Origin of the sequence: Bremerella cremea (assembly GCF_003335505.1) — a bacterium.
GTDB classification, from domain to species: Bacteria; Planctomycetota; Planctomycetia; order Pirellulales; family Pirellulaceae; genus Bremerella; species Bremerella cremea_A.
Window position 1 is genome coordinate 185,886 of the sequence record NZ_QPEX01000024.1, and the last position, 18,211, is coordinate 204,096.

The window sequence follows — 18,211 nt, forward strand, 5'->3', positions numbered from 1 at the left end:
CGTTCCATTCGGTCCGCTTTTTTCATTTCTTGGGGTTAAAATTGTTTTTATCGGCCAAAACCAGCCTAATCCGAGCTTGCCTTAAATGCCCCCCGTTGGCGATGATCTGGTTCAACGCGTAACCTAAATTATGCCATGAACTTCCTGCGTCACTTATTGAATCGAAACCGAATGCCCCAGCCGTGGAAAAACCAGGGACTTGGTCTGGTCGTGCTACTCGTTCTGGTGGGCGCAGGGCTGATTTACGTCCCGAGTTGGGTCGCCAGTATCATTCGCGAAGGAAACGAACTTGGCCCGGTAGGCAAATGGGTCTATTTCAGCATTGTCGGGATTGGCTCGATTTTGGTTCTGGGAACCTTCGGGTACCTTCTCTGGACGCTTTACGTAGCTAAGCTCCGCAAGGAGAAGCGACGAGAAATTCGTAACCGTAGCCCGCACGAGCTCTCCTCAGACGAACGACGTAACGAACTGGAAGAGAACCTCCGCAATATCTCGGACCTGCAAGGCGAGATGTTTGATGGTGATTTCCGCGATCAGGTCGATCCCATGATCGATCGGATCGAGGCGAAGCTCGAAGGTGGCCATCTCGAAATCATCGCTTTTGGCACCATCAGCAGCGGCAAGTCGTCGCTTCTAAACGCCCTCGCTGGCCGTGATACATTCAGCACCGACATCGTCGGGGGCACGACCGTACGCCGCAATCAGGTCGAGTGGCCAGGCAACAACAACGTTCAATTGATCGACACGCCAGGGCTGGGGGAAGTCGATGGCGCCCTGCACCAGGAAATCGCCACCGACTCGGCCCAAGATGCCGACATCGTGCTGCTGGTTGTCGATGGTCCGCTGCGACATAGCGAGTTCCAACTGCTGGAACTTCTAGCCAAGATGGACAAACGAGTTTTAATTTGCCTCAACAAAGAAGACTGGTTCACCGATAGCGACAAAGCTAAGCTTTTGCAGCAGATTACCCAGCAAACAAAAGACTTCATTGAGCCGGAAGATATCCTCTCGGTGCGTTCTCGTATGACCAAGCGTCGTCGCATTCGTGTGCTTCCCGATGGCCAGGAAATCGACGAGGAAGTCGACGTCCCCCTCAGTATCGAACCGCTGGCCCGACGCATGATGCAAGTCATCAAAAAGGACGGCACCGATCTGCTGCTGGCCAACTTGCTAATGCAATCGCGTGGCCTGGTTGAAAAGGCCCGTAAAGAGGTCGAAGCTTCGATCGATCGCCAGGCCAACCAATTGATCAACCGTTATATGTGGGCTGCCGGCGGCACCGGTGCGTTGACCAGCCCCCTACCGGTGGTCGACATTGCCGCTGGCGTGGCCATTTCCACGAAAATGGTCGTCGACCTGGCGAAGATCTATCGCCAAGATGTCGATCTTGATGTGGCGGTGAGCCTATTGGGGCAATTAGGGAAGCAACTGCTGGGCTTCCTTGGGGTTCAACTGGCCGCCCCGATCATTACCATGGCGGTTGCCTCGCTGCTGAAAAGTGTCCCGGGCCTGGGTACGATCACCGGCGGGGCCCTGCAAGGCATTGTGATGGCGCTGGTCACCCGTTGGATCGGAAACGTCTTCATGGTCTACTTCAAACACGGAATGCAGGAACCGGAAGGTGGTTTAGCCGCCCTCGCCCGCCGCGAGTGGGCGAACGTTACCGATACCCAGTACCTGCGAAAATTGGTTCAAGAAGCCCGACAACGCTATGCCGAACGAAAGTAACGCCCCGAGCGATCACGATTCCGATCTGCCGAATAGCAGTTCCACGCCCGAAGTAGCGAGCGAGGAAGCTGTTTTGGGCACGATTGAATCGAGCGAAAAGTCGGACATCTCCGACGATCGCCGCTATCTCGAAGCGTTGCAATCGGTCCGCCATACGCTCGATCGCTTCCGTGGTTGCAGCGAGCAGGAAAAGGAACTGCTGCGGCACGACCTGAGCCAACTGCAAACCATGGAAACCAAGCTGACCAATGGCCGGGTCGAGATTGTCGTTTTCGGTGAAATCAGCACCGGCAAGTCGGCCTTGATTAACGCTTTGGTCGGCAAAGCAGTCACCCAAGTCGATATTCAAGGTGGCTGGACTAAGGAAATCTGGCATGTTGCCTGGGAAGGGGCTGGCTACCGTCTTCCTGGCTTAGCCAACAGCGAAGTCGTTCTCATCGATACGCCAGGCATCAACGAAGTGGGCGGAGCCGATCGTGGAGAAATGGCACAAGATACGGCCCGCCAAGCCGACGTGATTTTGTTTGTCATCGATTCCGACCTGAACGAGACAGAATACTCGGCCTTGGTCGCATTAGCTTCGGTTAACAAGCCGATTATTGTGGTGCTGAACAAAGTCGATCTTTACTCAAAGAAAGAACGAGAACGCCTCGACGAGATTTTAGCCCAACGTCTGGAAGGCATTGTCCCGCTAGAAAGCATTGTTGAAACGGCTGCCCAGCCGAAGGAAGTCGAGTACATCATCCAGCAAACCGACGGTACCGAGCGGAGCGAATGGCGCACACCACCTCCTAAGGTCGAAGACCTAAAACTGCGGCTACTGGAAGTGCTGGAAGAAGACGGCCTCGGTCTATTGGCCTTGAATGCGGCCATGTATGCCGCCGATAAATCAGACCGAGTTGCTTCTCTGAAAGTGAAAATCCGCGATCGCCGGGCGAATCAAACGATCTGGAGTTTCGCAGTTGCCAAAGCGGTTGCTGTGGGCGCGAACCCGGCCGCGTTCTTCGATGTGCTTGGCGGAAGTGCTGTCGACCTGGCGATGCTACGTGCCCTGGCGCACATCTACGGCATCGACATGACTTGGTCGAACGTCGAGAAGCTGGCCACCAGCATTCTGCAAGCGGCTGGCTGGACCATTACGGCGGAACTCGGCACGCATGCCCTTAGTTCCCTTGTTAAAGCCGCGACCCTGGGCTGGGGAACCGTGCTCACCGCGTTACCGCAAGGAGCCGCCGCTGGCTATGGTTCCTATATCGTCGGTAAAGCGGCCAAGTATTACTTTGAACATGGCGCCAGTTGGGGAGACGAAGGCCCCAAGACCGTCGTCAAACGAATCCTTGCCGAAACCGATAAGAAGTCGGTGCTGCAAGATCTAAAGCAAGAGATCCAAAAGAAGCTGCACCTCAATCGCCACTCGGAAGAAAAGTAAGCCTGCCGAGTGAAGCCCACGAGGGGGAACATTAAAAGTCCCCCCTCTCGCACCAAGACGCGAACTTGCAGACCTTTCGAGGGTAGCCCAACAGCTACGGCTCTATGCTACAAGTCGCGTCCGTTTTTCTTGGTTAGTTCTTACGTGATCGACGCGTCGTAGATCTTTTGGATCGAAGCATCAAGCATCGCGTTGAACTCTTCATCGGTCTGCTTGGCCGAAAGCCCTTCGAGCAAGGCTCGCGAGAAACTAGCGACCACGCCATGGTTGGCACGCAGTTTCACATCGGCTTCTTCCTGCGAGTAACCGCCTGATAAGGCCACTACCCGCACAACCGCCGGGTGCTTAACGAAATCGGCGTACAGGTCGGCCTTTTCGGGCAGGGTAAGCTTCAGCATCACCAATTTGCCTTCATCCAGGGCAGCGAGCTTGGCGGAGATTGCCGCTTTGAGCAGGTCTTCCGCTTTCGCTTTCTCAGGGCAATGGATGTCAACTTCCGGCTCGATGATCGGCACCAGGCCGGCGGCGATGATCTGCTCGCCCACCTCGAACTGCTGATCAACAATGGCAGTGATTCCGCTCTCGCTGGCCTGTTTTATCACCGAGCGCATCTTCGTACCGAAGATGTTCTTGGCGTTGGCCCGCTGTAGCAGTTCGGCCAGTTGAGGCATCGGCTTCATCATTTGCACGCCGTCCTCTTCTGGTTTCAGGCCCTTGTCCACTTTCAGGAAAGGAACCACATTTTTCACGCCCCACAAGTAATCGGCGGTCGGCTGACCTTCAATTTCACGATTCATCGTTCCTTCGAACAAGATCGCGCCGAGAATCCTCTCGCCGGTGAAGCCAGGGCTGGTGATCACGCGGGTACGCATCTGATGCACCAGGTCGAACATCTCTTCTTCGTTCGACCAAGCATCCGCAGCAACCCCATACAATTCCAAAGCGTGCGGCGTGCTACCTCCACTTTGGTCCAGGGCAGCGACGAAGCCTGGATTCGACTTCATCTTCTTCAGTTGCTCTTCGTTCATGGCATCCCTTTCATTTTGCGATAGATCCGGATCAGGTTGTTGGTGGAACTATCATGCTCAAGTTCCGGCTGCTCCGAAGATTCCAACTCAGGAATAATACGTTGGGCCAACTTCTTACCGAGTTCGACCCCCCATTGATCGAACGAATCAATGTTCCAAATGATCCCTTGCGTGAAGACGCTGTGCTCGTATAACGCCACCAGCTTACCCAAAAGAGCCGGTGTCAGGCTTTCCGCCAGTAACACATTCGATGGCCGGTTGCCCTCGAACACGCGGTGCGGAACCAGCCAATCGGCAGTTCCTTCGGCTTTGACTTCTTCCGCCGTCTTACCAAACGCCAGGGCTTCGGCCTGGGCGAAGACGTTGGCCTGCAGCATGTCGTGATGACGTCCCAGCGGGTTCAGCGATTTACCGAAGGCGATAAAGTCGCACGGAATCAGCCGCGTTCCTTGGTGAATCAGCTGATAGAACGAATGCTGACCGTTGGTCCCCGGTTCGCCAAACAAGATTGGTCCAGTGGCGTAATCGACACGCTTGCCGTCGACGGTAATGTACTTACCGTTGCTTTCCATCGACAACTGCTGCAAGTAGGCGGGGAAGCGTTTGAGGTACTGATCGTAGGGCAGCACGGCAACCGTTTCGGCCCCGAAGAAATCGTTGTACCAGATCGATAATAGCCCCATCAAAACAGGCAGGTTCTGCTCGAACGGTGCCGTCCGAAAATGCTCGTCCATCTCGTGGAAACCAGCGAGCATTTCCAGAAAGCCTTCCGGTCCGATGGCCAGCATCGTGGAAAGACCAATCGACGAATCCATCGAGTAGCGACCGCCAACCCAGTCCCAGAAGCCAAACATATTAGCCGTGTCGATACCGAACTCGGTCACCTGTTCGGCATTGGTCGAGACGGCCACAAAGTGCTTAGCCACCGAACTGGTATCACCACCGAACGCCGCCAGCGACCACTCGCGAGCCGTGTTGGCATTGGTCATCGTTTCCAGCGTGGTGAAGGTCTTGGATGCGACAATAAACAGGGTTTCTTCCGGATCGAGATCGACCACGGCTTCCGCGAAGTCGGTTCCGTCGACATTCGAGACAAAGCGGAAGGTCAGATCGCGCTGTGCGTAATGCTTGAGGGCTTCGTAGGCCATGACCGGCCCCAAATCGGAACCACCGATACCAATGTTGACGATGTTAACAATGCGTTTACCGGTATGCCCCTTCCACGCGCCTGAGCGAACGCGATTGGCGAAATCGGTCATACGGTCGAGAACCGCATGGACTTCGGGAACAACGTTTTCGCCATCCACCTCGATCTTCGCATCGCGGGGTGCCCGCAGTGCCACGTGCAGCACGGCCCGATCTTCGGTGAGATTGATCTTCTTGCCGCCGAACATCGCATCGATTCGCTCTCGCAGGCCAGATTCTTCGGCCAGCTCGACCAACAGCTTCAATGTTTCCGCAGTGACGCGATTCTTCGAGTAGTCGAGAAAAAGCCCTACCGCTTCGGTCGACATTTGCTCGCCACGCTGCGGGTCGTCCGCGAACATCTGCCGCATGTGCAGGTTGCGGATCGCTTCGTAATGAGCAGTAAGCTTTTTCCAGGCTTGACGATCCGAAAGGGATTGGGTCTGAGCGTTCACAGTATTCTCCTGAGTAGGCAAATCTCTAGCACGCACGAGGTATCGTCACCAGGCGGCTTGTTTTATTTTGGGGATCTTCCGGCCCTTTGCGAATTTATCCGGCAAGAGGCTGGCAGTGATACCTGATATTGTACGGTTTGAGGAAAACATTCCGAAACCAGGGCAACGTTAAGAATATTCAGCGAAGCCAGATTCCTCACACGGCACATACCATAGCAGCAACGATAGCAATTCTCTGCTTTCCCCATCACTGCGGTGGTAAATGAGGGGGACTTCTCTTTTCTGACGATCCGCTAAACTGAGGGCAAACGACCAACACGACTTGATGCTGGCTAATTCTTTGTGAGGGCGGTCATTATGATGCAACTCGGTTTTGTTAGCGCAATCCTCCCCGAAGCCGATCTGGAACAAGTCTTTGTCACAGCCGCCGCTTATGACTACGACTGCGTCGAGGTTGCTTGCTGGCCTTTTTCGGGGCCTGATCAAAAGTTCGGTGGAACGGCCCATATCGATGTCGCGAATCTCAACGCGACTTATCGAGAAGAAATCAAGCATCTGATCCACAAGTACGAGGTGCAAATCAGTGCGTTGGCCTATTACCCGAATCCTCTTTCGCCCAACCCTGAAGAAGCGAAGGTAGCTTCCGAGCATATACGCCAAGTGATTGTGGCCGCTGCCGTACTGGGAATCGGGCAGATGAACACCTTCATCGGGCGTGATCCTGCTCAGACCGTCGACGCCAATTGGCCCCGCATGCTCGATACTTGGGGACCACTGGTCGAGTACGCCGCGCAGCACGAAGTGAAAATCGGCATCGAGAACTGCCCGATGCTATTCAACGATCAGCAGTGGCCAGGGGGCTTAAATCTGGCAACGACGCCGGCTATCTGGCGACGTCTGTTTCAAGATCTGCCGAGCCCCAATTTAGGACTCAACTACGATCCATCCCATTTGGTGTGGCAGCAAATTGATTATCTTTACCCCATGCGCGAGTTCGCTTCTCGGCTGTTCCATGTGCATGCCAAAGATACCCGCGTTGATTGGCACGCACTAAAGGACGCCGGCATCTTTGCCTTGCCTCCCCACTTCCACGCCGACAAATTACCCGGCCTTGGGGACGTCGACTGGGGCAGCTTTATTGCCACGCTGGGCAATGTGGGCTACCGGGGCCCGGTCTGTGTGGAAGTGGAAGACGCCACCTACGAAGGCTCACTCGACGACCGCTACTTGGCGCTTAAGCACAGTAGCCACTACCTGAGAAACTTCATCCCTCGCCGCTACCCTAAGAATCCCTCGCGAAAGTAAAGCTTTCATGCAATATCGCTATGAAGACCTGGCCAAGATGATCGATCACGCTCTGCTGCATCCCACGCTGACCGACGCCGAGTTGGAAGCAGGATGCCAGGCTGCGATCACGTACCAAGTTGCTTCGGTTTGCGTCAAACCCTACTACGTGAAACGTGCCGCAGAGATCCTGGCCGGCAGTGACGTGCTGGTCGGTACCGTCATCGGGTTCCCGCACGGCAGCAACACGACCGAGGTAAAACGGTACGAAACAGAGCAGGCCTGTCGCGATGGAGCTGCTGAAATCGACATGGTCATCAACATTGGCAAAGCCCTGAGCGGCGACTGGGACTATGTCTATCAGGAAATTCACCTCGTCTGTCAGGAAGCGAATCAACATGGGGCGAAAGTAAAGGTAATCATCGAGAACGATTACTTGGACAGTGGCGGCGCCGGCCTAGCTGCCGATCAGCTGAAAATCAAGCTTTGCCAAATCTGCGAAGCGGCTGGTGCTGACTGGGTGAAGACCTCAACGGGATTCGGTTTCGTCAAACAAGAGGGAGGCGGCTACAACTACCAAGGAGCCACCGAGCACGACCTGAAATTGATGCGGGAAGCGTGTTCCGCGAACATTCAGGTCAAAGCCTCTGGCGGAGTCCGCGATCTGGCTGGCCTAATTCGTGTGCGTGAACTCGGGGCCTCTCGCTGCGGTACCAGCGCGACGAAGACCATTCTCGACGCCTATCCAACTCACGCATCAGGGGAAACAAACAGCGACACTCGTGGTACCCTGGGGCAAGGTGGTTACTAAAATTCGCCCTTTTGAGGTCAATCAAACGTAGAATAACCAAGGCAACCAACCTCCCCCATATGCCTGTTTGAGACCATGCCTCGCTTTGTCTTTTTGTTTGCCTGGTTCTTTTTGCTGATCGAGCCTGCTCATCTGCCGGCGCAATCAACCTACCTGAGTGATGTTCCGCTGGGGATCGATTGGATTATCATCCCCGACGACAACCAGATGTCTGACGCGAAAATTGAACTAGGAAAACAACTCTTTTTCGACCCCCGACTTTCCGGTGATCAAACCGTCAGTTGCGCAACTTGCCACGACCCCAACCACGGCTGGGCCGACAAGCAACGCTTCAGCCAAGGCGTTCGTGGGGAAAAAACTTCGCGCAATGTTCCGAGTATCGTGAACGTTGGCCTGCATCGCACCTTCTTCTGGGACGGCCGTGCGGCTTCTCTGGAAGAGCAAGCGTTGTTCCCGCTCGAAAACCGGGCCGAGATGGACATCCGACTCGATCAATTGGAACAGCGACTACACGACATCGCAGGCTACCGTCGCCAGTTCGACGCCATCTTTCCTGATGGAGTCACCGCTAAGAATGTCGGTCGAGCACTCGCGGCCTTTCAGCGGACGATATTGGCTGGCGAAACGCCGTACGACCAATTTCGCGGAGGGCATGCTGATGCCCTCGATGGTGAAATCGGCGTCGGCAACGGGCTCTTCTTCGGCAAAGCTCATTGCGGCAACTGCCACATCGCCAAGGTTTATACCGACCACCAATTCCACAACATCGGCAGTGGGCTAGAAACTAGCGGGAAAGATCGTGGCCTGGCCGAGCGTACCGGCCGTCAGGAAGATGTCGGTAAGTTCCGCACTCCCCTGCTCCGCGATCTGGCGTTAACGGCGCCTTATTTTCACGATGGAAGCAAAGCCACACTGGAAGACGTGGTCGACTTCTATAACGAAGGGGGCGGCAAGAATCCAAACCTTGACCCGCACATCGTTCCCCTGAATCTCACTGCCGCAGAGAAACAGGCCCTCGTCACGTTTCTACGCGAGGGGCTCCGCAGTCGCGATTACCCCCACGTCGAGAAGCCGCTATTGCCGGAGTGATTCACTCGGACTCGTTGTCCTGCTCTGGCTCAAGACATTCAAGTTCGGTGTAAAACATCGCGGCAGGATTGATTCGATGCTGCTTCAAAAACGCTTGGCGTTGACGCACCATCTCGGTATCGGCCAACTGCGGCAGCACGAATCCCCAAACGACAGTTACGCCCAGGGAGATAATTGCCAGGGCGATCCAACCCCGTGCTTGCTTAGGGAACGGCACTTTCAGCTCCGGGGAATAAGACCTTGAAAGCCAAGTAAGCCATGCCCAGTGTAAGAATCAAGTTCAGCGTTTGGCCGCAAAGATATAAGATCAACGGCTTACCGCCATGAAACTGTGAAGACAATTGGCGAAAGTTCAAGTCGATGCCAATGCAGACAAATGCCAGGCAAAACAGCCAACCACGCATGCTTTTGGTTACCGCCGTGGTCCCGCTGACCAGCAATTCGCCTTGATCGGCATAAGAATAAAGCAACGACGCAACAATCGATGCCCCAATAAAGCCCAACACGAACTTGGGAAAACGTTTCCAAATTTCACTAATGTCGACCTTCGACTTGGCACCCTCTTCGTTATCTTGCCGAGTCGTCCAGTAAACGGCCACTCCGAAAGCAATTACACCAATCAAGATGTTTTGAATCATCTTTACGGTCGCCGCGACTTCTAACGCTTTATCTCCGAGCAACCCACCTGCAACCGCAACCGCCCCCGTAGCATCAACCGTTCCGCCGATCCAAGCACCGCCGACGACTTCGTCGAGCCCCATCGCTTTGACCATCGCTGGCATAAGCACCATCATCCCGGCAGTGAAACAAAGCGAGAGACCAATCGCAACCGATAGTTCTTCTTTCTTCGCCTTACAAGCCGCAGCCGTCGCAATAGCCGCCGAGACACCGCATACCGACATATCTGCCGAGATCGTCATATTGAGCGAGGCGGACTTCATTTTCAGTACTTTTTGCCCAAACCAAAAGGTAGTGATCAAGACAATCGGAGTCACCACCCAGGCAATCATGATCCCCGGCAGCCCCAACGTCATTAACTTGCTGAACAACACTTCGGCCCCGAGCAAGACCAGCCCCGTCTTGATGTACAGTTCCGTTCGAATGGCAGCTTCACCAAAAGCACCGAACGCCTGCTTGCCGATCGTATTGCCAATCACCAACCCAACCACCAGGGCCCACAAGGCGTACTCGAGGTTGTAACTTTTAATAAAATCTTGCCCTGCCAACACATACGACAAAGTGGCTAAGGCAAACATCAACAAGAAACCGATGAGGAAATGAAGCGGGTTTGCTTTCGGGCGCATGACAGGCGCCAGCAGCGATAAGCACACCCCTAGGATGCCCATGACGCCAAGTGTCCCTTGCCAGGTTGGTTTCGGCTTCTCGCCGCTGCCCAGAAACGAGTCCACCGGGTTGTCGTTCCATCCCCCAGGCTTACCGACCCAGGCTTTCAGTGGATTCACAATCGCGGTGACTTTGTCACCTTCCACTTTTTGTTCGCCGGAGGTTATCGTCAAAGCAAAGCAAAACACCAGCAATGCGATGCCAGCGATAATGGCGATTATGTCTTCAGAAAGTCCAGGCGGAGGAGGTAGAATTTCAACAGTATCAGAATTCGATTCCGAAGCAGGCTCGTCAGTCATTAGCGGTCAATCAGGCAGGATCCAGAGGGCGGGCAAAACAATGCATCTTTGAAATATAACCCAATCGCCATTGCGCCCCAAGGGAAACCTGCGCAAGATTACCGAGAGGAATCCGAACAGTGTGAAGTAGCCAACAGAACGCGGTTGAATGAGAATCTTGTTGGGATTCGCGGAAAAGTTTCTGGGGTAGATCGCTGCACCATCAGCCCCAGATGGGTTAGAATGCGAAATGGCCAACTGCAGGAAAGTGTGAAGTAGCACACCTTTCGAATCGTAACTCCCTGAACTTCCCCCATCTGGAGGTCCCGTCGTAGGCAGCGCATGGTTCCTGATGAGACTGCCCTCAGTAACTTGAAGGATAGCGAGCGAGTCTTGCTCTATCCGACCTACGCCTATCCAGATCCGGATCGCGGCGGCTGGGTTTTACTGGTACACGGGAGTGTCTTCGAGGCAGTTCCGGAGAACCTTCCGCGCAAGATCATGATCCGCTTGCTGGCCCGCCTAATGGGGGCGACTCAGGAACAACTCGAAACGAGCATCTTTCGGCAACGCATCCTTGGCTTCACGGTGCACCAGCACAGTGGTAAGCAAATCGCCGTAAAGATCGGGGAAAAAGTCTACCAGCTAGAAGACAAATCAAAGAAGAATGGCCAGTTCCGGGGCACTATCTTCATTCCCCATCAAGACGTCGATACCATCGCCATGACGGTCGGTGCGACGCGTCACGTTCGTTACGCGATTCACTCCGAGTTTGATGTCGCCACCCCTTTGGATGGTTTGGTTCGCCTGATTGATGATGAAGGCATCTCAGTCATCTCTGACATTGACGATACCGTCAAACACACGCATGTCTCTACCCGCAAAGATATGCTCGCCAACACCTTCCTGCATGAATTTGCAACCGTTCCGGGGATGGTCGAACTCTACCAGAAGTGGCACGAACAAGGGGCCGCGTTTCACTACGTAACCAGCAGCCCTTGGCAATTGTTTGAGCCGCTGTCCGAGCTCTTCCACCAAAAAGGCTTGCCAGGTGGCTCGTTCCACATGAAAAGTGTCCGCTTTCGCGACCCAACCGTCTTGCAACTTTTTATTGCCCGGCGGTGGGGAAAACGGAAAGCGATCAAGCAGATTTTGCGAACTTTTCCTAAGCGAAAGTTCGTATTGGTCGGGGATTCCGGAGAGAAAGACCCTGAGACTTACGGCGTTATGGCGCGAAGATACCCTGATCAGATTCTGAAAATCTTTATTCGCGATCTAGGGGGAAAGAAATCGAACGACCAGCGTTACACCAAGGCGTTCCGGCATGTGCCCGCTGAAAAATGCGAACGGTTCACGTGTGCCTCTCAGCTGCACGCGTACGACTTGCCACCCATCGAGGTCGACACGTCTGAGAGCAGATAACCTCGCCGTCGAGGAAGTACGCCCTCTGCCCAAAGGAACTAACGCTTTGTATATCCTAGGCCAGTAATGATTTCGTACATTTCTTCGTAGGTAATGAATCGTCGGCGATTGCGCAACTTGTACTCGTCGATTGCCAATGCCAACTGCTGAGCCCCTGGGGACAAATCTTCGTGGCTATTGGTAAACTGCCGCCGCTCAAACACCGGACTCTCACCCTGTTTTCGAGGGCTTCGGCGATCCACGAAGGGAGTTGTTGTCGCAGGTTGGTTCATCGTAGACATCTCCGGTTGGCTACATCTTTAGCACCCGTGATAATCTAGAACGGGTCTTGAAAACCTAGATCGTGTGCTGGCCAAGTCAAACCCGGCCAGCAACCGAAACATCTCGAAAATGCCGTGCCGTTAGCAGTATTCACGACAATCGCCACAACCCCTACAAACTACCAAGTAGAGAAGTATTTAGCGTCGCCATGCCTGCTCGGCTTGCTGGCGGTAAGCTGGCAAACGTCCCACAAGTTGCAACGCAGGCCCATGTTGCGGATTGACCTGTAAGACCGAGTTGGCGGCGAATTCGGCCCGGGCTAGGCGACCGGCGGCGACTTCGCACTCGGCCCAAGCATAAAGCAATTCCTCTGACAGTTCGTTGGCATCGGCCAGTTCCGCCAGGCAATCGGCTGCTTCCAGGTTTCTTCCCATATCGCGATAAGCCAACGCCTGTTCGATTCCGACTTCCGCTGGCAATCTTTGCCCGAACTCGGTTTGATGTACCTGAGAAATACAAGCCAACGATTGACTAGGTTGACCTAGCCGACGATAAGTCGAAGCAAGGCGAATTTGCACCTCACGGTCCATTGTTTCTACATTATTGGCTGCCCGGATAAAGGATAGCTTGGCCGAAGCAAGGTCGTTGCGCAATAAAGCCAAGTCTCCCTGTAATTTCCAGGCCTCGGCGAACTTAGGATCGCATTCGATAGCGCGATTCGCCGCTAGATGGGCTTGGGTTGGTTCACCAAAATCAAGATACATCCGTCCCAGTCGCGTGTGGATCGCGGGGTCGTCGTTGGCCAACTGCAGGATCTCTTCCAGCTCTTGAATGGCTTCCTTCCGCTGGCCGGTCTTCCACAAAGTCTCGGCATAGTGCATCCGAGCTTGGACATCGTAAGGGCTGTGTTCTTTGGCTTCGGCGAGGTATTTGGTGGCGTTATCCCAGTCGTTGCGGTGCATGGCCTGAACCCCGCGCTGCGTCAACTGTCGGGCCTGAATCACCCGCTCGTGAGAGGCTTGTGCCTGACTGAACGTACTGCATCCGCTAGCGCACGCTAGCATCGCAACAAGCGTGAAGCCGCTTGCGCATAATGCGCGATGATTCGCGAAACGAGTCAATAACATTCTGGCCATAAAAAACCGGGCGATTCCGTTCGCTAGGGGTAGCCAAGCGAGAGAGACTACCAAACTGGCCACTTCCAGCCTATATCAGGCTCGGCACACCCACTTAACCGGCGATAGGCAAAGAGGCTAAACCCGTTAAAATACGAGGAATTGTGCTCGATTCCACTTTGCTCTCTTTTACGCATCGAAGGCCGCCGTGGTTGCCACGTACGACAATTTAGGCGTCAAGTTCTCGTACCCAGAGAACTGGCGAATTACCGAAGATCAAACCAACGCTTGGCCTCGCAGTGTCTCGGTTCATAGCCCCACCGAAGCATTCTGGTCGCTGATGATCTATGAACCGGGGACAGAGCTCGAAGCCTTGGTCGACGCGGTTCGCGATGCGCTTAGTGAGGAATATACCGACTTTGAGTCCGTAGAGGCTGAGCAGACCATTGAAGGGAACGATCTGATTGGCTGCGATCTCAGCTTTTACTGCCTCGATTTTCTCGTCCAAGCCAAAATCCGCGCCCTAATGTTGGGAGTACGTCCTTGCGTGATCTTGTATCAGGGCGAGGATCGCGAATTCGAAGAACTGGACCCGGTCTTTAACGCCATAACCCACGATCTGATTCGCCAGTAAACGCCCGTCCTAGGGACCAAAGCAGAAGACTGGCAAGGGGACATCGTTGTCCTTTATAATCCCGTGTGATGGCGGATCATCCAACGACGATTCTCAACGGAGAGGAGTGACTCGCGATGGCGACATCCACGGATCTGCACGAAGAAACCATGCAGAAGATCGGCGAATGCTCTGGCCAAGTATGGGGATATCTTTCCACCGAAGGCCCTGCCACCATCACCAAGCTCACCAAAGAAATTGGCGAGAAGAAGGATTTGGTCCTTCAAGCAGTTGGCTGGTTGGCTCGTGAAAACAAGCTGTACTTCTTTGAAAAGGGACGCAACAAGCTCATCGGCTTGATCGATCATGTCCCTCCCCACGAATAGCCGTAGCCAAGCTCAACAGTCTGCGAACCGCTACCGACCAACATCGTCATAAATCGGCAAGTGGCGGTGATAGACCTCCAGCGAGAGCAGGTTCATCGTCGTGACGTAAATGCGTCCGGCGAAGGGTGCCCAGCGATCTGGAATGCTCCCATTTGGGTCCCAGCTTCCTGCCGCAGGCCCTTCGCGTTCCTGCGTTTGCTCTAGCATGACGTGCAGGTTGTTATCCCACGCCTCCCAGTATTCGCCCCGCATGTGAAACATCACTTGCGTGGCGTAATACCAATAATACGTATCGCGGAGCGGCTGCTGGCGTGTTCCTAATTGCGGCAGGTTAGCTTTCAGATAGTCCGCACTATCTTGTAAGACTCGACTATCGCGACGATTCCCCGTGTAAAGCTGAATCAAAGCTCCGACCGCCGTCATGGTTTGGCTCGGCAAACGCCCTTTGCGCTGGGCATCGGTATCTGGGGCATAAGGGTTGTAAACATAGACGGCGCGGCCTGCCAAACGTGACTCTGCCGAACGAAGCCAACGCCGTATGCCATCGAATGTCTTAGGATCGACTCGCAGTCCCGCTAGTTGGCCGCTTTTAAGTGCTAAAGTCATCCAGCCGGTAACCGACGTATCGGATCCATTACGCGGCGTATATCGCCAGCCTCCCAAGTTAGGATCTTGGGCCAGTTCAATAAAATCGAGTGATCGCTGAGCAGGCTCACGCAGTTTTTCATCCTGAGTCATGCCGTAAGCCTCGCTGAGTGCTAACGCCGCAATCGCGTGGCTGTACAAGCGGCAACTGGCGTTCGACTTTTCATCCATCTCGATGTAAAGATCACCGGTCGGCTTCTGATGCTTCAGCAGGAATTGGATGCCATCGTTGACTTCCTGTTGGTATTTGTCGTTCAGATGATCGTAGCCAGCCCCCAAGAACGCCAACAGTGCCAAACCGGTTGCCGCCGTGTCGGAATTGAGTGCGTAGGGAGAGTCAAGCTCTTGTTCGTAAATCGGATAATTCTCAGGATGTACGGCCGCGAAACCTCGCAGGCTCCAACGTCCATCCGAGGACTGATGCCGCGCGAGGAACGCTAATCCTCGCTCGATTGCTTCTTCCGTTTCGCGACTTGGGCGGATCGTTCCCTCCCCTGCTCCGCCCCCTTTCCGCATCGCACGGCGACTGAACGCTTCTGTCGGAACGGCTGCCTGGGTACTCAATAATGGGCCTTGTCGTCCAGGCGAACGTACCGGTAAGTTGGCCACGCCGGCGCCAATCTGCGGAACATCGGCCATCCGCCGCCGACCAATAAAACCGGGCTGTGGGGCTGTCCCCGGCGGAGTGCCTGCCAAGTCTCCGGCGCCTGGTCGAGCCGAGGGCATGGTGCCGGTGTCCAAGCTGCGTCGGCGTAGTTCAGGTACCAAATCGATCCCATGTGGAACGCCCGCCGTATCTGCCCCATTTGGGCGAATCGCAGCCCCGCTTTCCCCTGTACCGGCGGCCTCTGCCGTAATTCCCACTACCGGACTTCGCCCTGGCGTACGACTACTAGACAGGCCTACGGATCCAGCAGCCACCTCTTGTAGCGAAGGCCCACTGTCGCCTCGCCTTGTCGTTGCGGGAGGTGCTGAAGCGAAACCGGACCCTAGGTTCATGCCTGGGGCGCCAATATTGCCGCCACCAACTTGCCCACCACCGAACTGTTCGACTCCATTTCCTGCCGTACGACCAATATTCATCGAAGGCGCTGAAAACTGACCATCAGCCAAACCACCGGCAGCGGCTGGGCCGGCGCCGGTTGGTCCCTGAAACTCGATCTTCACGCCGGGGCCCACCATGGCCTGCGAACCGGTCGCCGGGCTACGTCCCAGCGACGGATTGCTCAGTTCGCTCGTCGCAATCCCCGCCTCCCGAGAAGCTGTCCCGCGTGTGGCTCCATGCTGCTCGACCATCTGCGCCGACGGACCGGCAGTCGCAGGTCTGGCCCACAGCTGGCCAGGATTTACGGCGTTTGCGGCAACCCCGTCTCCGCCCACTTCTTGGCGAGCAACACTTCCAGTGGCAGGCCGCAGTTGAGCGCTGCGAGATTCCCCGGCAAGCGGACGAGGAAAGTTATCTGCGACGTTCGTGTTGATGGTAGGAAAGTTATTCGCCGAAGCGTTTCGGCCAAGCTCCCGAGGCGCAGAGGACGGCAAACGGGGTTGGCTGACGTTTGCAGAGTTGCGATTTAATGCCATGCTGTTGGCCATCGCCGAGCTCGTAGCTGGCGCGACATCGGTATGTGGCTGACTGGCTGGCTGCGGTGACTGTTGCCGCGCCAGCTGAGCGGTCTGAGCTTGGGCTTGAACTTGTTGTGGAGCCCACTGCTGAACCGCAGCGGCTTCGGCTTGCGTACTGGCAGGGTTCTCGTTATTCAATCGCTGACGCTCTACCTGGTTAGCGGCCGCAGCGGAAAGTTCGGGTAGATTCTGCGCTGTCTCACGGCGTTCCATTTCGGTCGCTCGCTGGATGGCCTCTTGCACGCGTGCTGCTTGTCGCTGCATCTCTAATGCCTGGGCAGCCCGTTGAGCTTCCGCTTGGGCAGCCGCTATCTCCGGAGGAAGTTCCTCTTGCCGCTGCACTTCAATCTGCTGAGCTTGCTGAGCCTGACGCTCGATCTCTCGCATTTGCTTGGCTAACTGCGAGGGGAGTTGATCGAGCGTGGTCTCTTGCGGCGGCTGCGTCTCTTGCTCTTTCTTGTTGATTTCCTCTGGCTCGATCTCGCGCGGCAGCTTCTCGGCAACCTCATTCCGGTTCATCTCAGGCTGATCGTGTTCAAGCTTTTCTTGTTCAAGCGGGTCGACTTCCGCTTCGGCTTCGCGGGTCTCGACCGGTTGTTCATACTCTCGCACTGCTTCACGGTCTTCGCTGATCTGGGCAGGGCTGTAATCGGGCACGATCGTTTGGCGACGCCGGGGTGTTTTCTCTTGATTTTGGTTGAGCGACGAATCGGCAATGTCTCCGACATGAATCGCGACAATGCCGATGAATAGGCTGAGATGCACCATCAAACTTAAGACGAGCGAAAGCTGGATTCCACGGCGAACACTGCTTATGTCCAACAGTGGAATCATGGCCATACCGACCAGCCAAGCCACCACCGCGAAGCCAACATAAACCTTGGCGTCGAAGTACCACAATTCGTGGTTCCAATCGAAAAGCAAATAGCTGGCCGCTCCGAAATAGAGCATGAACAGAGTGAACGCGACGTACACCGGCCATGCTTTTTCCGGAGGAGAAAAAGAAGGCGTTTCGTCGTCGGTTCTCTGGTCGTGGGCCATCGCTATCAGCTAGGCTCCTTCAAAAAAGGGAAGCGGTTGCTACGGGGCTGGCTCGATCGCGGCCGTGCTGATCGAATAGTTACTCAGCTTCGCCTTGTTGCAGGCATTCATCACTTGCACACTGAATTCAAGCTTGCTGTCTTTGTCGGCCCGAATAATGATTGTGCTCTCCGGATTGTCGGCAGCCGTTTGCAATAGCAGTTGGTCGATTTCGTCGATCGTATATTGCTGACCACGCACGAAGAAACTTCCATCCAAATCAATGTTGATGAACAACTCGCGCGGCTGTGAAATCAACGGTTTGGCTTCGCTGGCCGTTGGTAACACGACGTCAAGCTTGTAATCTTCTTCGTCGAAGCGAGTCATCACAACGAAGAAGATCAACAGGAGGAAGACGATGTCGATCAACGGGGTGATATCGAGCATCGACTGGGCGCGACTTTTCTTAAACTTGACTGCCAATGGGTTGTCTGC

Annotated in this window: 16 protein-coding genes; 8 read left to right on the forward strand and 8 right to left on the reverse strand. The window is 55.0% G+C overall.

From position 1 onward, the window contains the following. Positions 1-171: 171 nt before the first annotated feature. On the forward strand, positions 172-1,728 hold the full coding sequence (locus DTL42_RS12155; RefSeq protein ID WP_158545348.1) for a YcjF family protein: 1,557 nt from the start codon (positions 172-174) through the stop codon (positions 1,726-1,728). After that, positions 1,712-3,157, forward strand: coding sequence for a YcjF family protein (locus DTL42_RS12160; RefSeq protein ID WP_114368998.1), 1,446 nt, complete (start codon positions 1,712-1,714; stop codon positions 3,155-3,157). Before DTL42_RS12155 ends, DTL42_RS12160 begins: the two co-directional genes overlap by 17 nt. A gap of 140 nt (positions 3,158-3,297) precedes the next feature. Here the strand turns inward: DTL42_RS12160 and DTL42_RS12165 are convergent, their stop codons facing one another. Next, positions 3,298-4,185 carry a fructose bisphosphate aldolase gene (locus DTL42_RS12165; RefSeq protein ID WP_114368999.1) on the reverse strand — a complete coding sequence of 296 codons (888 nt, stop codon included), beginning with the start codon at positions 4,183-4,185 and terminating at the stop codon, positions 3,298-3,300. Continuing rightward, positions 4,182-5,825 (reverse strand): glucose-6-phosphate isomerase, encoded by a 1,644-nt coding sequence (pgi, locus tag DTL42_RS12170; RefSeq protein WP_114369000.1) that lies wholly within the window; start codon positions 5,823-5,825, stop codon positions 4,182-4,184. Before pgi ends, DTL42_RS12165 begins: the two co-directional genes overlap by 4 nt. A gap of 357 nt (positions 5,826-6,182) precedes the next feature. On the opposite strand from pgi, the gene DTL42_RS12175 reads away from it, so the two are divergent. From DTL42_RS12175 to DTL42_RS12185, 3 genes are all read left to right on the forward strand, one after another. Further along, on the forward strand, positions 6,183-7,130 hold the full coding sequence (locus tag DTL42_RS12175; protein WP_234824183.1) for a sugar phosphate isomerase/epimerase family protein: 948 nt from the start codon (positions 6,183-6,185) through the stop codon (positions 7,128-7,130). 7 nt (positions 7,131-7,137) lie between these two features. Then, positions 7,138-7,920 carry a deoxyribose-phosphate aldolase gene (gene deoC / locus DTL42_RS12180; protein WP_114369001.1) on the forward strand — a complete coding sequence of 261 codons (783 nt, stop codon included), beginning with the start codon at positions 7,138-7,140 and terminating at the stop codon, positions 7,918-7,920. 75 nt (positions 7,921-7,995) lie between these two features. Then, positions 7,996-9,009 (forward strand): cytochrome-c peroxidase, encoded by a 1,014-nt coding sequence (locus DTL42_RS12185; RefSeq protein ID WP_114369002.1) that lies wholly within the window; start codon positions 7,996-7,998, stop codon positions 9,007-9,009. 1 nt (position 9,010) lies between these two features. Here the strand turns inward: DTL42_RS12185 and DTL42_RS12190 are convergent, their stop codons facing one another. Both DTL42_RS12190 and DTL42_RS12195 read right to left on the reverse strand, forming a co-directional pair. Beyond that, complete coding sequence (locus DTL42_RS12190; RefSeq protein ID WP_114369003.1) at positions 9,011-9,226, reverse strand: hypothetical protein; 216 nt, start codon at positions 9,224-9,226, stop codon at positions 9,011-9,013. After that, positions 9,213-10,652, reverse strand: a complete 1,440-nt coding sequence (locus DTL42_RS12195) for a YeiH family protein (RefSeq protein ID WP_114369004.1) — start codon at positions 10,650-10,652, stop codon at positions 9,213-9,215. Before DTL42_RS12195 ends, DTL42_RS12190 begins: the two co-directional genes overlap by 14 nt. A 321-nt stretch (positions 10,653-10,973) precedes the next feature. Here DTL42_RS12195 and DTL42_RS12200 point away from each other — a divergent pair, with 321 nt between their 5' ends. Further along, on the forward strand, positions 10,974-12,053 hold the full coding sequence (locus DTL42_RS12200) for an App1 family protein (protein WP_114369005.1): 1,080 nt from the start codon (positions 10,974-10,976) through the stop codon (positions 12,051-12,053). Between the two features lie 38 nt (positions 12,054-12,091). Here the strand turns inward: DTL42_RS12200 and DTL42_RS12205 are convergent, their stop codons facing one another. Together DTL42_RS12205 and DTL42_RS12210 are read right to left on the reverse strand one after the other, a co-directional pair. After that, the gene (locus tag DTL42_RS12205; RefSeq protein WP_199590125.1) at positions 12,092-12,325 is read right to left on the reverse strand and encodes a hypothetical protein; all 234 of its coding nucleotides are present in this window, start codon (positions 12,323-12,325) and stop codon (positions 12,092-12,094) included. A 186-nt stretch (positions 12,326-12,511) separates the two neighbouring features. Next, positions 12,512-13,378 (reverse strand): tetratricopeptide repeat protein, encoded by an 867-nt coding sequence (locus DTL42_RS12210; RefSeq protein ID WP_158545349.1) that lies wholly within the window; start codon positions 13,376-13,378, stop codon positions 12,512-12,514. A gap of 259 nt (positions 13,379-13,637) precedes the next feature. On the opposite strand from DTL42_RS12210, the gene DTL42_RS12215 reads away from it, so the two are divergent. Both DTL42_RS12215 and DTL42_RS12220 read left to right on the forward strand, forming a co-directional pair. Then, positions 13,638-14,063 carry a hypothetical protein gene (locus tag DTL42_RS12215; protein ID WP_114369008.1) on the forward strand — a complete coding sequence of 142 codons (426 nt, stop codon included), beginning with the start codon at positions 13,638-13,640 and terminating at the stop codon, positions 14,061-14,063. Positions 14,064-14,179: 116 nt separating this feature from the next. Next, on the forward strand, positions 14,180-14,428 hold the full coding sequence (locus DTL42_RS12220; protein ID WP_199590126.1) for a winged helix-turn-helix domain-containing protein: 249 nt from the start codon (positions 14,180-14,182) through the stop codon (positions 14,426-14,428). Positions 14,429-14,458: 30 nt separating this feature from the next. Here DTL42_RS12220 and DTL42_RS12225 read toward each other — a convergent pair whose 3' ends face one another. Next, positions 14,459-17,737 (reverse strand): prenyltransferase/squalene oxidase repeat-containing protein, encoded by a 3,279-nt coding sequence (locus DTL42_RS12225; RefSeq protein ID WP_114369009.1) that lies wholly within the window; start codon positions 17,735-17,737, stop codon positions 14,459-14,461. A gap of 39 nt (positions 17,738-17,776) precedes the next feature. Further along, the gene (locus tag DTL42_RS12230; protein ID WP_114369010.1) at positions 17,777-18,199 is read right to left on the reverse strand and encodes an ExbD/TolR family protein; all 423 of its coding nucleotides are present in this window, start codon (positions 18,197-18,199) and stop codon (positions 17,777-17,779) included. Between the last annotated feature and the right edge of the window lie 12 nt (positions 18,200-18,211).